This window comes from Serratia sp. DD3 (assembly GCF_000496755.2).
This window is the reverse complement of sequence record NZ_AYKS02000071.1, coordinates 181,844-194,247: the sequence shown is the minus strand read 5'-3', so window position 1 is coordinate 194,247 and position 12,404 is coordinate 181,844. Positions and strand designations below refer to the sequence as shown.

Sequence of the window (12,404 nt, the reverse complement as noted above, 5' to 3'; positions counted from 1 at the left end):
AGGGCAAAAATGACAATGAAACAATCATATCAACAATCACAACCTAAGAATGTTAATGATTTTTTTGCAAAAAAAACAAAAGAACAAAACCCTAAAGAAGAAACAATTCTTCATAATTTACTGAAAAAACACATGATACCTTCATGAGTATTAAAGCCCGCAATTGCGGGCTTTAATACAATGATTGTCATTACTTTGTGCGATATCTATCTAAGGTATTTTACTCTATATCTAGCCTTGCATTTAGCAACGCAACCGCGTATAAACCCCTCTGCCGTCTGCATTTCCTTCCTGATTATTCCATCTGCACACTTGCGCTTCTTGTCTTATGTGGCGCAGCGACAAGCCGTAGAAGTTGTGTAGAAAAAAACCATGAAACGTTAAACATTGCTACTAGATTGTCTTTTTATGGCTGACGTATCTACTCACAATTATTACTATAAGGGAGTTTCCGATTATGTATGAGAGAGTCAATGATGTCGTTACCTGATTATCAAGGAAAATTAATAGCTTATCTTGACCATAACATATTAGATATATTCGTAAAAAACGGCTTGGATAAATTTGGAGAATATCTTGCCCGTGATTTTCAAGTCGTTTATTCAGATGAAACCCTAAAAGAGATAAAAAGATCTGTTGGTTACGAGAAACAGTTTTTAGATGTTCTAAATGAACTAAAAGCATTTCATTTAAAAATTTTGCTAGATGAAACCTATCAATCAACAGGAAAGGCCACTATTACCAATATAGACTGCCACAAAGCCTTTCATGAGTACAATACTAATGATCCTATATTCGATATTGTTAATGACTCAATGATGATTGATATTAAAAAAATTTTCGGAGGTGCCAAAGAAAAAACTTTCTACGATATTAAGAATGAAAAGATAGCAGCATTTGAAGAGCTGCTAAAAGTCCCTGAAATTACTTTTCATGAATTTCCTGCGTTAGCATCACTCTTTGAAATACAAGCAAATGACATGAAGGAAAAATTCGAAAATGCATCTTCTGAATTATTAAAGCATTTCTCAAAAAACATTCAAAATCCTATAGGCTGGTCTGGCATAAAAGACTTTCGAGAACATTTAGGGATTGGTCCAATTCAATTAAACAACATAGAACCACCAAATGTAATTCAGCAGATTTGGAATATTTGTCGAGAAAGCCTCCCTCATGGAGTGCATATGTCCTTAGAAGACTTCTTCGGCATAGCCAGGAATCCAATCCACCCGTCATCAAATTATTTTAATTATCAGAAAGTCGCCTCTATTTATATTATTCTAAACATGTTAGGCTATTATCCGGATTCTCACATTCATAAAGATCGCCGTTTTAATTCAGCTATCAGTGATCAAAGTCATGCTAGCATGGCAACATTTTCAGACATGTTGTTTTCTAGGGACCAATATTTTATTAAAAAAGTTGAAGCTTGTTATGAGTTCTTAGGCATCAATACTGAAATACGGTATGTTGAATAAAATACGCCCAATTGATTTTAAGGTACTTAAAAAATATTATTATTAGGGTAAATAAGGCTGGTAGGACTGCTGGGGACTCAGCATCTATATAACAGCTATTTAGTCCTTTAGGCGGGCTCACCAATCCGTCAATATAAGAATATGGTCCCGTCTCTTTCTATCAATAAAATAAGGTAGCTATTAACTATAATATTTTTGAGTCACCCATACCTAATATTCTACATCAAGTTGAACATCAAGCATAGCCAAGCACTCCCCTATAAACCCTTCTGCTGTCTGCATTTCCTTCCTGACTGTTCCATCAGAGCACTTGCGCTTTTTGGCTATGTAGCGTAACGATAGACCGTAGAAATGATGCAACACAACTATGTCGTACTCTTCCGGCTTGTACTTCTTCAGCCTTGCAATACATCCATCAATCATCAGGCCATCATCATCAGAGCATGATTGTTTGCCACTGGATTTTGGCGGCAGTAGTCCTTTAAACCCGGCTGCTATGGGTGGGTAATCAATGTTGCTATCCTCACGGGCCCAAACGCCCCAACGGGACAAAACATCGTACATATCTCTCATAGCTTACCCTCTCCCCTCAAAATCACCTGCGTCCGCAGCCCCCCCTCAGCATGAGCCAAACGCAATTCTTCACGCGTATATTCAGATTTAACGCGACCATCGATCACATCATGGCAGCAGCTACATGACCACGCGGCTTGCGAATCATCGGGTTTGATGCCGGTACCACAGGTGCCAGCCATTCGATAATGCGCAAGAACGGTGGTTTCAGGATTGAAGTTGCACACACCTGGTAAGCGGATCTGGCAATCACGCCCTTGGGCCTCTTTGCGTAAATTTGCCATCATGCATACTCCAGCAGTTGTGCAGCGATGTTCTCAGCCTCTTCAATGGACTGGAATTTGCGGAACAAGATCCAGTTCCAAAGAACGTTTAATGCTGCTTTGTACAGCTGCTGGAACACGTCTTCATCCATACGGACAAAGCTGATTGCTTTGGCTCGGTGGTTTTTACTGCCATCAGGATAGACGTACTCAGTGTAGTAACCGACTTGGACGGTTACCCATCCACTGCAATGCAATTGGCATGACCCTTGCGCAGGTCATTACGCAATGCCGAAATAACATCGTCAACAATACCTTGTTCATTACACTCACAATGCAGCTATGGCTCGTCGTGGCGCCATGGTGAAAGCCAACACAATCAGCAGTAGTTTCAAAAAAATTAGGGATCTATCTGGCTTAACTTGGGATAAAGGAACTCCACCCGGATTTCACGAAATTCGCTCACTGGCTGAACGGCTATATAGGGAGCAAAAAGTAAATACCAAGGATTTGCTAGGGCACAAATCCCAGCGGCAAACTGACCGTTATAACGATGATCGGGGGAAGAATTGGAAGGTTGTAGGGGAATGAAAATCGCTCATTTTTCATACCGTTTTGCAGAAGAGTTTTGCAGGGGTTTTGCAGGGGTTTTGCAGGAGTTTTGCAGAAGAATTTTTTGAGGGAGAAAAACAGACGGGAGCCATAAGCTCCCGTAATCATTTAGCGTTAAAACAATCTTACATATGCTTAACGATAGCGTCGCCAAACTCTGAACATTTCAGTAGCTTAGCGCCTTCCATCAGGCGTTCAAAGTCATAGGTCACAGTCTTGGCAGCAATCGCCCCTTCCATTCCCTTAACGATTAAGTCAGCCGCTTCAAACCAGCCCATATGGCGCAGCATCATCTCAGCAGAAAGGATTACTGAACCTGGGTTCACTTTATCCTGACCAGCGTACTTAGGTGCAGTACCGTGGGTGGCTTCAAACAATGCACATTCAGCACCAATGTTGGCACCCGGTGCAATACCGATACCGCCAACCTGTGCGGCGAGTGCATCAGAAATATAGTCACCATTAAGGTTCATACAGGCGATAACGTCGTATTCTGCTGGGCGCAACAGAATTTGCTGCAGGAAGGCGTCAGCGATAACGTCCTTGACCACAATCTCTTTACCGGTTTTCGGGTTCTTGATCTTCAACCATGGGCCACCATCGATCAGTTCGCCACCGAACTCTTCACGAGCCAGTTCGTAACCCCAATCTTTGAAGGCACCTTCGGTGAACTTCATGATATTGCCTTTGTGAACCAAGGTCACCGAGTCACGATCATTGTCAATGGCGTATTCGAGCGCCGCGCGAACCAAGCGCTTGGTCCCTTCTTCTGAGCATGGCTTCACACCAATACCACATTGCTCAGGGAAACGGATTTTCTTCACGCCCATTTCTTCACGCAGGAATTTGATCACTTTATCGGCTTCGGCAGAGCCGGCTTTCCATTCAATACCGGCATAAATGTCTTCCGCATTTTCACGGAAAATCACCATATCCGTCAGCTCAGGCTGTTTTACCGGGCTTGGCGTGCCTTGATAGTAACGTACTGGGCGCAGACAGACGTAAAGGTCAAGTTGTTGGCGCAGAGCAACGTTCAGGGAGCGAATACCGCCACCCACTGGAGTTGTCAGTGGCCCTTTGATGGCAACACGATACTCACGGATCAGATCCAGGGTTTCATCTGGCAACCAGACATCTTTGCCGTACACATGAGTGGATTTTTCACCGGTGTAGATCTCCATCCAGGAAATTTTCCGCTCACCGTGGTAGGCCTTTTTAACTGCGGCATCAACCACGTTGATCATGGCTGGGGTAACATCTACACCGATACCGTCACCTTCAATGAATGGGATGATCGGGTTATTAGGAACAACCAATTTACCTTGGGCGTCGACCGTGATCTTTTTACCATCTGCCGGAACAACAACTTTGCTTTCCATCAACCTCTCCTTCTTCAAACGCAATTTTTGTTAATGCTTTGTAAGATACGTGTCAATACTACTTGAATATTCAATCCGCGCCAATCTCAAAACAACGCTGCTATAATGCACTTATCATTAATTAGTTCAAAGATTGTTAGTTAAAAATCACAGCGTTAACCGATTCAGCCACAATAAATTTGTGGTAAATAACGTGTGATAGCGGCATTTATGCATGATGTAATTCTATTAATTTACCGATAAAAATAGGCTGCAAGCCACCAAGGATAAATAATCTATGTTTAAACCACACGTCACTGTCGCTTGTGTTGTTCATGCCGCCGGTAAATTTTTAATCGTTGAAGAAACCATTAACAATAAAGCACTCTGGAATCAGCCCGCCGGTCATCTCGAAGCAGATGAAACCCTGGTTCAGGCTGCAGAGCGTGAACTCTGGGAAGAAACCGGGATCCATGCCACACCACACACGTTTCTACGTATGCACCAATGGCTGGCTCCAGATGGCACGCCATTTTTGCGTTTCTGTTTTGTGATTGAGCTAGATTCCCCCTGCGAAACCACCCCCCATGACGATGATATTGATCGCTGCCTGTGGCTAACCGCCGAGCAGATTTTTAGCGCCGATAACCTGCGCTCGCCGTTGGTAAGCGAAAGCATCCGCTGTTATCAGCAAGCGGAGCGTTATCCGTTATCCCTTATTGCCAGCTTTAATTGGCCCTTTTAAGCCACACTCAGTAAGGCTCCTTCCTGGGGCTTAAAATAACGACCGTGCGCACTGACGCCCAACGTGGTAAAATCCTGCGCTCATTTTTATTGCTCAGTTCGTGAGATCACCATGTCAGACAACAGCCAGAAAAAAGTGATCGTCGGAATGTCCGGCGGCGTCGACTCATCCGTTACTGCTTATCTGTTACAGCAACAGGGATATCAGGTCGCTGGGCTGTTTATGAAAAACTGGGAAGAGGACGACAACGAAGAGTATTGCTCAGCCGCCACCGACCTGGCCGACGCACAAGCGGTTTGCGACAAGCTGGGCATCGAGTTGCATACGGTCAATTTCGCTGCAGAATACTGGGATAACGTATTCGAACTGTTCCTTGCCGAGTATCAGGCTGGCCGCACACCCAACCCCGATATCCTGTGCAATAAAGAGATTAAATTTAAAGCATTCCTTGAGTTTGCCGCAGAAGATCTGGGGGCAGATTATATTGCTACCGGCCACTATGTCCGCCGGCAGGATGTTGACGGTAAAAGCCGTCTGCTGCGCGGTGTTGATGGCAACAAAGACCAAAGTTATTTCCTGTATACCCTGAGTCATGAGCAGATTGCGCAAAGCCTGTTCCCGGTTGGTGAGCTGGAAAAACCGCAAGTGCGCCGTATTGCAGAACAACTGGAGCTGGTGACCGCCAAGAAGAAAGACTCAACCGGTATCTGTTTTATCGGTGAACGTAAATTCCGTGATTTCCTGGCGCGCTATCTCCCCGCACAACCCGGTGACATTATCACGGTAGATGGGCAAACCCTGGGGCAGCACCAAGGTTTGATGTACCACACCCTGGGGCAACGTAAAGGGCTGGGGATTGGCGGTATCAAGGATGGTGCAGAAGACCCTTGGTACGTGGTAGACAAAGACGTCGCCAACAATATATTGATTGTGGCCCAAGGGCACGAGCACCCACGCCTGATGTCCACTGGCCTGGTAGCACAACAACTGCATTGGGTTGATCGTTTACCCTTGACGCAACCGCTACGATGCACAGTAAAAACACGTTACCGCCAGCAAGATGTCCCTTGCCTGGTGACCCCTCTTGATGCCGACCGTATTGAAGTGCATTTCGATGAACCCGTTGCCGCCGTCACCCCAGGGCAGTCGGCGGTCTTTTATCTGGGTGATATCTGCCTGGGCGGTGGCATTATCGAACAACGGATACAGGAGTAGTTGTGGCGAAGAATTATTACGACATTACACTGGCGATGGCCGGGGTCAGTCAATCAGCCCGTTTGGTACAGCAATTGGCACATGACGGGCAAATGGACAACGAAGCGTTCCATACCTCGCTCAACAGCCTGTTGCAGATGGATCCCCCCTCCACACTGGCGGTATTTGGTGGTGAGGAGCGTAACTTGAAGATGGGCCTGGAAACCTTGATCGCTGTGCTCAATGCCAATAATAAAGGGCTAGGTGCCGAGTTGACACGCTATACGCTTAGCTTAATGGTGCTGGAGCGCAAGTTAAACGCCAACAAAGAAGCAATGAATACCCTCGGCGAGCGGTTAAGTCAGTTAGAGCGCCAATTAGCGCACTTTGAACTGGGATCGGATACCATCGTTAGTTCGCTGGCAGGTATTTATGTTGACGTTATCGCCCCACTCGGGCCGCGTATCCAGGTTGCTGGTTCACCCGCTATCCTGCAGAACACGCAGGTTCAAGCCAAAGTTCGTGCCATTCTGCTCGCCGGTATCCGTGCCGCTGTGCTATGGCAACAGGTTGGCGGTAGCCGCCTGCAATTAATGTTTTCCCGTAGTCGTCTGCTCAAGCAGGCACAAGATATCCTTGCTCATTGTTAACCTTCCCAGGAGTTGCTACCGATGGAATTATCCTCACTGACCGCCATTTCCCCCGTTGATGGACGCTATGGTGAAAAAGTCAGCGTACTGCGCACCATTTTCAGCGAGTACGGCTTACTAAAATTCCGCGTTCAAGTTGAAGTACGTTGGCTGCAAAAACTGGCCGCTTGCGCTGAAATTGCCGAAGTTCCTGCATTTGCCGCTGACGCAAACGCTTACCTTGATAAAATCGTTGCCGAATTCAGTGAAGAAGATGCTCAGCGCATCAAGACGATCGAGCGGACCACTAACCACGATGTAAAAGCCGTGGAATACTTCCTGAAAGAGAAAGTCGCCACCGTACCTGCGCTGCATGCAGTATCAGAGTTTATCCACTTTGCTTGTACCTCTGAAGACATCAACAACCTGTCACATGCCCTGATGCTGCAAACCGCACGTCAGGAGGTGTTGCTCCCCTATTGGCGTAAAATCATCGATGCCATCAAGCAGTTGGCACAGGCGTACCGCGATATTCCGCTGCTGTCACGTACCCACGGTCAGCCCGCGACACCCTCTACGGTAGGGAAAGAACTGGCGAATGTGGTCTACCGGATGGAACGCCAATATCGCCAGTTAGAGCAAGTGGAAGTCCTTGGTAAAATCAATGGGGCTGTGGGTAACTACAACGCCCACATTGCGGCCTATCCGCAAGTTGATTGGCACCGTTTCAGTGAAGAGTTTGTCACTTCACTTGGCGTTAACTGGAACCCCTATACCACACAAATTGAACCCCATGACTATATTGCCGAGCTGTTCGATTGTGTTGCCCGTTTCAATACGATTCTGATCGACTTCGACCGCGATATTTGGGGTTACATTGCTCTGAATCACTTCAAGCAAAAAACCGTTGCTGGTGAGATTGGTTCTTCCACCATGCCCCATAAGGTCAACCCTATCGACTTCGAAAACTCCGAGGGTAATCTTGGCTTGGCCAATGCAGTTATGGGCCACTTGTCCAGTAAGTTGCCGGTATCCCGTTGGCAGCGTGACCTGACCGACTCCACCGTGCTGCGCAACCTGGGTGTGGGTATCGGTTATGCCTTAATTGCTTATCAGTCCTCGCTGAAAGGCATCAGTAAGCTCGAAGTCAATCAGGCGCACCTGCTGGATGAACTGGACCATAACTGGGAAGTGTTAGCAGAGCCGATCCAGACCGTTATGCGCCGCTATGGCATCGAAAAGCCGTATGAAAAACTCAAAGAGTTAACCCGTGGCAAACGGGTAGATGCAGCAGGTATGCAGGCCTTTATCGACAGCCTGGCCCTGCCGGAAGAGGAAAAAACACGTCTGAAAGCCATGACACCAGCCAATTATATTGGTCGCGCTATTACCATGGTTGATGAGTTGAAATAACTGTTTCTGCAAACCATGCTCAAGTGACGAGTTGATAACCACTAAAGTGAATCAACCAGAAACGGAGCATGCTGTTCCCCCACAGGTCGAGCCACCCTAGGCGGTTCACCCTGTGGGGATTATCCAAGCCTGAGCGCTCTGTTCTCTTTTTCGCTATTTGTACTAGCGATAGGAAAATCTGGCCCACTATAACTGTGGCATAAACTCCTGTAGCCGCTGTAACTGCTGGCCCGAGGCATCAAAATTGCGCCTATCCAGCCACTGTTCTAAGGCCGAGCGAACTGCAGGCCAGCGGTCATCCGTTAACGCAAACCAGTCGGTATCCCGGTTACGTCCCTTGGTAACAATTGCCTTAAGGAACCGCCCCTCATAGTTGAAACCAAAACGCTGGGCTGCACGTTTTGAAGGGGCATTCAAACTGTCGCATTTCCATTCACAGCGGCGATACCCCAACTCATCGAAGGTATGGCGCAACATCAGGTAAATCGCTTCGGTTGCAATAGCGCGCTGTTGCATCAATGGTGACCAGCAGATATGGCCAATCTCCAGCACGCCACTTTTTTCTTCAATGCGCATAAACGCCACGGTGCCTACGGGCAGTTGGCTTGCCACATCAAACACCGTTAAATTCACCAGTGAAGAGTCAGCTTGCAGTTTTTCCAAGTGTTCTAATAACTGCTGAGGGGTGTCTGGTCGCTCTCTTGATAAATAAGTCCAGTCACAGCCATCTGGCGCCTGCTGATAGGCAGCAAACAATGCAGAGTAATCCCGTTGGCAGTCTAACGATGCCAGGTGGCAAAACCGCCCCTTGAGCACCACGTTGTTTGGTCTGGCACAAGCTTGCCATTGCGGCAATGGATCACCCACCGGCTGACCATATTGATTGATTCGCATAAATTGATACCGCTATAAAAACCAGCCTGAACGATGCCAACAGAATACGCCACCTTGGTCATCTAGCCTATACCTGCATGGTGGTGACTTTTGCCCGCCAGCATGGCCGCCACCACTATGATTAAATTCAGCTATTGTGGCCTCACCATTGGCTGACTGCCGGTAACTCGAGTAAACTTCTCTGATACCGTCGCACGCCCCAGCAGCTTGAATAACTGCCGGCTTTAGGCCCCCTTCTATCCTGGAATAACACTATGGAATACCACTTGGATTTGGACTGGAACGATTTTTTGCAACGCTATTGGCAAAAACGACCCGTTATTATCAAGCATGGCTTTAAAAATTTTATCGACCCGATCTCCCCCGATGAATTGGCCGGGTTGGCGATGGAAAGTGAAGTGGACAGCCGCTTGGTCAGCCACCAAGAAGGGCGTTGGCAGGTAGCTCATGGCCCCTTCGTCAGCTACGACCATCTGGATGAGAATAACTGGTCGCTGCTGGTGCAGGCCGTTGATCACTGGCATGCCCCTTCCAGTGCCTTGATGCGGCCATTCCGGAAACTCCCCGACTGGCGGATAGATGATCTGATGATCTCCTTTTCGGTACCGGGAGGCGGCGTTGGGCCACATCTTGACCAATATGACGTGTTTATTATTCAAGGTACAGGCAGCCGCCGCTGGCGTGTTGGCGAAAAAGTATTGATGAAACAGTTTTGCCCGCACCCTGATTTGCTACAGGTTGCCCCCTTTGACGCCATTATTGATAGCGAAATGGAACCAGGGGATATTCTTTATATTCCACCCGGCTTTCCCCATGAAGGTTATTCACTGGAAAACTCCCTGAATTACTCGGTAGGGCTGCGGGCACCCAATGGCCGTGAACTGCTCAATGGCTATGCAGACTATGTTTTGGCCCAAGAGTTAGGTCACCAACGCTATAGCGACCCGGACATCGCACTACGTGAGCACCCGGCTGAAGTTTTGCCACAGGAAGCGGCGATACTGCATCAAATGGTATTGGAACTGGTTCAACAACCTGAACATTTCCAAAGCTGGCTGGGGGAGTTTATTTCTCAATCACGCCATGAATTGGATATTGCACCGCCAGAGCCCCCTTATCAGGCGGGGGAAATTTATGACCTGTTGCAACAAGGGGAATGTTTGCAGCGCTTGGGGGGGCTGCGGGTACTGCGGATTGGTGAGCAATGTTTCGTTAATGGTGAGCTAATCAGTACGGAGCATCTGCAAGCTGCCGACGCACTTTGCCAACACTTCGAGGTTAATGCAGACATGCTGGGAGAGGCCTTGAACGACCCGGCTTTCCTCTCCTTGCTGACAGCGCTGATCAACAGTGGTTACTGGTATTTTAACGACTGAACCTTGATGGGCGCGCACCCGATAGTGGGGCAATCACTGCCCCCTATCTGTCAGCGGCTATTTTTTGGCGCGGTCGGCGGTCAGCGACGCGATACGCATAATCACCGCTACCGCCTTCTCCATCCCTTCCAGCGTGATAAACTCATGTTTGCCGTGGAAGTTATACCCCCCAGTAAACAGGTTCGGGCAAGGTAAACCTTTAAATGACAATTGGGCACCATCGGTGCCGCCACGAATCGGCTTTATCACCGGCTCGATATCGCAATCACGCATGGCCTGTTGCGCCAACGCAATAATATGAGGATGCTCAGCCACCTGCTCACGCATGTTGTAATAACTGTCCTCAATGGCCACTTCAATATAACAATCCCGTGGTAACCCTCTACCCACCTGCTGCGCCACCTCTATCATCTTGCGCTTGCGTGCCTCAAAGCCTTCACGCTCAAAATCACGTAACAGGTAGTGCATCTCGGCACGCTCTACATTCCCCTTAATGGCAGAGAGATGGTAGAACCCTTGGTAACCTTCGGTATTTTCTGGTGCTTCATCCGCAGGTAAGGCTTGATGAATGCGGCTTGCCAATGATAACGCGTTGACCATCACCCCTTTGGCGGTTCCCGGGTGAACATTATTACCAACAATTTTCACCGTCACCGATGCCGCATTGAAGTTTTCACACTCCAACTCACCCACCCCACCGCCATCAACGGTATACGCCCATTCGGCATTAAACGCCTCGACATCGAAGAAACGCGCTCCCTTACCCACTTCTTCATCCGGGGTGAAGGCGATACGAATATCACCATGGGGAATTTTCCGCAGCGTCAAGCGCACCATGGCCGTCAGGATCTCAGCAATGCCCGCTTTATCATCGGCACCCAGCAAGGTTTTACCGTCGGTGGTGATCAGTGTTTGCCCCAACATTTGATGCAGGATTGGGAACATCACTGGCGACAGCACTTCATCGCCGATCCCCAGAGCAATATCGCCACCACGGTAGTTTTCCACAATCTGTGGAGCCACATTACGGCCAGAAAAATCCGGGGCGGTATCAAGATGAGAAATAAATCCGATGGTCGGAACCGACCAGGCCACATTAGAAGGCAATGTTCCCATCACACAGCCATGCTCACTAAGGGATACCTGCTCAAAACCGAGCGCAATCATCTCCTGTTGCAAGGCCCGCGCCAATTTCAACTGCCCATCGGTACTGGGTACATTTTTTACATTCGCTTTAGCCTGCGTATCAAAAGAGACATAACTAAAAAATCGATCAAGTAATTTATCCATGGTTCCACCCTCAACATTGCTTATTTCATTATGCGGAACCGATCTGGATAAAATATTGAGACAGGTCATTAATAGTCAGATTGAGTCATAATCATTAAGTTCGGTAATGATCAATATCATAGGTTAGGCCATTCAGATTGCAGACTGGTGCGACTTGAATAACAACCGGGAAGGTTATCCCGCCTATCGTAAAACGGTGCCCTTCAAACTATTGGTTACTGTTGCCAACAAACGCTTGAAAGAATGAACCGCAAATTGTTGCCAGGCCAACATCAACTATCACCCTGAGATTTTGTTGCCACATGATTAATGGTTAATATTTCAACTAATTGATTAACGAAGTTAACCATGGCATCTTTTCCCGTTAAGGCGTAACCATCCTGAAGTGTTTTCAGAACGTTATCGAAATCGACCGGTTAGGCCAGCTATCATTGTTTTTTTGATACTCTGCTGAAATAACAAACAATTTACACCTCATCCTAATCCTTTGTACAGGGTGTCTTTCTGTATCCCTGCCTTGATAATGAAACTATTCTTCAAGTATTCTTCGCTTGGCTTATTGAGCCCCAAGTGAACAAC

13 protein-coding genes and 1 pseudogene are annotated in these 12,404 nt (G+C 47.5%); 8 read left to right on the top strand and 6 right to left on the bottom strand.

Going from position 1 to position 12,404, the window contains the following annotated elements; genetic code table 11:
- The first annotated feature begins 9 nt into the window (after positions 1-9).
- Positions 10-147: a hypothetical protein gene (locus tag IO95_RS25630; protein WP_023492884.1), complete on the top strand. Its 138-nt coding sequence runs from the start codon at positions 10-12 to the stop codon at positions 145-147.
- Between the two features lie 326 nt (positions 148-473).
- Positions 474-1,478: a hypothetical protein gene (locus IO95_RS13340; protein ID WP_037385634.1), complete on the top strand. Its 1,005-nt coding sequence runs from the start codon at positions 474-476 to the stop codon at positions 1,476-1,478.
- Positions 1,479-1,688: 210 nt separating this feature from the next.
- Here the strand turns inward: IO95_RS13340 and IO95_RS13335 are convergent, their stop codons facing one another.
- The 3 genes and pseudogenes from IO95_RS13335 to IO95_RS13325 all read right to left on the bottom strand — a co-directional run.
- Positions 1,689-2,051, bottom strand: coding sequence for an antiterminator Q family protein (locus tag IO95_RS13335; RefSeq protein WP_023492476.1), 363 nt, complete (start codon positions 2,049-2,051; stop codon positions 1,689-1,691).
- Positions 2,048-2,335, bottom strand: coding sequence for a DUF1364 domain-containing protein (locus IO95_RS13330; RefSeq protein ID WP_037385750.1), 288 nt, complete (start codon positions 2,333-2,335; stop codon positions 2,048-2,050). The genes IO95_RS13335 and IO95_RS13330 overlap by 4 nt, the downstream gene beginning before the upstream one ends.
- Positions 2,335-2,556: pseudogene (locus IO95_RS13325) on the bottom strand (DUF1367 family protein); the annotation flags it as partial. The pseudogene IO95_RS13325 and the gene IO95_RS13330, both read right to left, overlap by 1 nt.
- Positions 2,557-2,656: 100 nt before the next feature.
- On the opposite strand from IO95_RS13325, the gene IO95_RS26485 reads away from it, so the two are divergent.
- Positions 2,657-2,905, top strand: coding sequence for a tyrosine-type recombinase/integrase (locus IO95_RS26485; protein ID WP_023492473.1), 249 nt, complete (start codon positions 2,657-2,659; stop codon positions 2,903-2,905).
- Between the two features lie 146 nt (positions 2,906-3,051).
- Here IO95_RS26485 and icd read toward each other — a convergent pair whose 3' ends face one another.
- Complete coding sequence (gene icd / locus IO95_RS13315; protein ID WP_023492472.1) at positions 3,052-4,305, bottom strand: NADP-dependent isocitrate dehydrogenase; 1,254 nt, start codon at positions 4,303-4,305, stop codon at positions 3,052-3,054.
- Positions 4,306-4,582: 277 nt separating this feature from the next.
- On the opposite strand from icd, the gene IO95_RS13310 reads away from it, so the two are divergent.
- The 4 genes from IO95_RS13310 to purB all read left to right on the top strand — a co-directional run bounded on the left by IO95_RS13310 (position 4,583) and on the right by purB (position 8,265).
- Positions 4,583-5,029 carry an NUDIX hydrolase gene (locus IO95_RS13310; RefSeq protein ID WP_023492471.1) on the top strand — a complete coding sequence of 149 codons (447 nt, stop codon included), beginning with the start codon at positions 4,583-4,585 and terminating at the stop codon, positions 5,027-5,029.
- Positions 5,030-5,140: 111 nt separating this feature from the next.
- Positions 5,141-6,244, top strand: a complete 1,104-nt coding sequence (gene mnmA / locus IO95_RS13305; RefSeq protein WP_023492470.1) for a tRNA 2-thiouridine(34) synthase MnmA — start codon at positions 5,141-5,143, stop codon at positions 6,242-6,244.
- 2 nt (positions 6,245-6,246) lie between these two features.
- Entirely contained in the window at positions 6,247-6,873 is a 627-nt protein-coding gene (gene hflD, locus IO95_RS13300) for a high frequency lysogenization protein HflD (RefSeq protein ID WP_023492469.1), read from the top strand.
- Between the two features lie 21 nt (positions 6,874-6,894).
- On the top strand, positions 6,895-8,265 hold the full coding sequence (gene purB, locus IO95_RS13295; RefSeq protein ID WP_023492468.1) for an adenylosuccinate lyase: 1,371 nt from the start codon (positions 6,895-6,897) through the stop codon (positions 8,263-8,265).
- Between the two features lie 186 nt (positions 8,266-8,451).
- On the opposite strand, the gene IO95_RS13290 is transcribed toward purB, so the two are convergent.
- Complete coding sequence (locus IO95_RS13290; RefSeq protein ID WP_023492466.1) at positions 8,452-9,159, bottom strand: GNAT family N-acetyltransferase; 708 nt, start codon at positions 9,157-9,159, stop codon at positions 8,452-8,454.
- A 254-nt stretch (positions 9,160-9,413) separates the two neighbouring features.
- Between IO95_RS13290 and IO95_RS13285 the strand changes: the two genes are divergently transcribed.
- The gene (locus IO95_RS13285; protein WP_023492464.1) at positions 9,414-10,535 is read left to right on the top strand and encodes a cupin domain-containing protein; all 1,122 of its coding nucleotides are present in this window, start codon (positions 9,414-9,416) and stop codon (positions 10,533-10,535) included.
- A 57-nt stretch (positions 10,536-10,592) separates the two neighbouring features.
- Here the strand turns inward: IO95_RS13285 and pepT are convergent, their stop codons facing one another.
- Positions 10,593-11,825 carry a peptidase T gene (pepT, locus tag IO95_RS13280; protein WP_023492462.1) on the bottom strand — a complete coding sequence of 411 codons (1,233 nt, stop codon included), beginning with the start codon at positions 11,823-11,825 and terminating at the stop codon, positions 10,593-10,595.
- Positions 11,826-12,404 lie beyond the last annotated feature (579 nt).

Excerpts from the sequence above, each read along its gene's own strand:
- IO95_RS25630 (WP_023492884.1), top strand. The coding sequence starts at position 10 with ATGACAATGAAACAATCATATCAACAATCACAACCTAAGAATGTTAAT.
- IO95_RS13340 (WP_037385634.1), top strand. The coding sequence starts at position 474 with ATGATGTCGTTACCTGATTATCAAGGAAAATTAATAGCTTATCTTGAC.
- IO95_RS13335 (WP_023492476.1), bottom strand. The coding sequence starts at position 2,051 with ATGAGAGATATGTACGATGTTTTGTCCCGTTGGGGCGTTTGGGCCCGT.
- IO95_RS13330 (WP_037385750.1), bottom strand. The coding sequence starts at position 2,335 with ATGGCAAATTTACGCAAAGAGGCCCAAGGGCGTGATTGCCAGATCCGC.
- IO95_RS26485 (WP_023492473.1), top strand. The coding sequence starts at position 2,657 with ATGGCTCGTCGTGGCGCCATGGTGAAAGCCAACACAATCAGCAGTAGT.
- icd (WP_023492472.1), bottom strand. The coding sequence starts at position 4,305 with ATGGAAAGCAAAGTTGTTGTTCCGGCAGATGGTAAAAAGATCACGGTC.
- IO95_RS13310 (WP_023492471.1), top strand. The coding sequence starts at position 4,583 with ATGTTTAAACCACACGTCACTGTCGCTTGTGTTGTTCATGCCGCCGGT.
- mnmA (WP_023492470.1), top strand. The coding sequence starts at position 5,141 with ATGTCAGACAACAGCCAGAAAAAAGTGATCGTCGGAATGTCCGGCGGC.
- purB (WP_023492468.1), top strand. The coding sequence starts at position 6,895 with ATGGAATTATCCTCACTGACCGCCATTTCCCCCGTTGATGGACGCTAT.
- IO95_RS13290 (WP_023492466.1), bottom strand. The coding sequence starts at position 9,159 with ATGCGAATCAATCAATATGGTCAGCCGGTGGGTGATCCATTGCCGCAA.
- IO95_RS13285 (WP_023492464.1), top strand. The coding sequence starts at position 9,414 with ATGGAATACCACTTGGATTTGGACTGGAACGATTTTTTGCAACGCTAT.
- pepT (WP_023492462.1), bottom strand. The coding sequence starts at position 11,825 with ATGGATAAATTACTTGATCGATTTTTTAGTTATGTCTCTTTTGATACG.